Source organism: Oceanospirillum linum (assembly GCF_001995095.2).
Taxonomy (GTDB): domain Bacteria; phylum Pseudomonadota; class Gammaproteobacteria; order Pseudomonadales; family Halomonadaceae; genus Oceanospirillum; species Oceanospirillum linum.
This window is the reverse complement of the sequence record NZ_MTSD02000213.1, coordinates 1-397: the sequence shown is the minus strand read 5'-3', so window position 1 is coordinate 397 and position 397 is coordinate 1. Positions and strand designations below refer to the sequence as shown.

1 protein-coding gene is annotated in these 397 nt (G+C 65.7%); it reads right to left on the bottom strand.

Annotation, left to right across the window (positions count from 1 at the left end):
• Positions 1 to 397: thioredoxin family protein (locus BTA35_RS17375; protein ID WP_139363761.1), on the bottom strand; the 397-nt coding region annotated here is incomplete at both ends.

Here is a 397-nt window from a genome sequence, read left to right as displayed (position 1 = left end):
CTTCAACGCGTTGTAGCGCGCGTCGATGCCTTGCGTCGTTTTCGGCGAGAGCAATTCGGCCTCGCGGCGCGCATCCTCCACACGCTCCTCGTCGAGCAGCAGCTCGATCAAATCGAGCCGCGCCTCGTCGAAACCGGGATCGAGCGCCAGCGCCGCTTGCAGATGGTCGCGCGCGACGTCGAGCTCGTCTTGCTCCAACGCGTGCAGCGCCGTGCGATGCTCGGCTTGCGCCGGATCCGGCACGAGCCGGTCGATGAATGCGCGCAATTGGTTTTCCGGCAGCACGCCCGTGAATTGGTCGACGGGCCGGCCACCCGCGAACGCCACGACGTGCGGAATGCTGCGCACTTGGAAGTGGGCGGCGAGCTGCTGATTTTCGTCGACGTTCACCTTGACG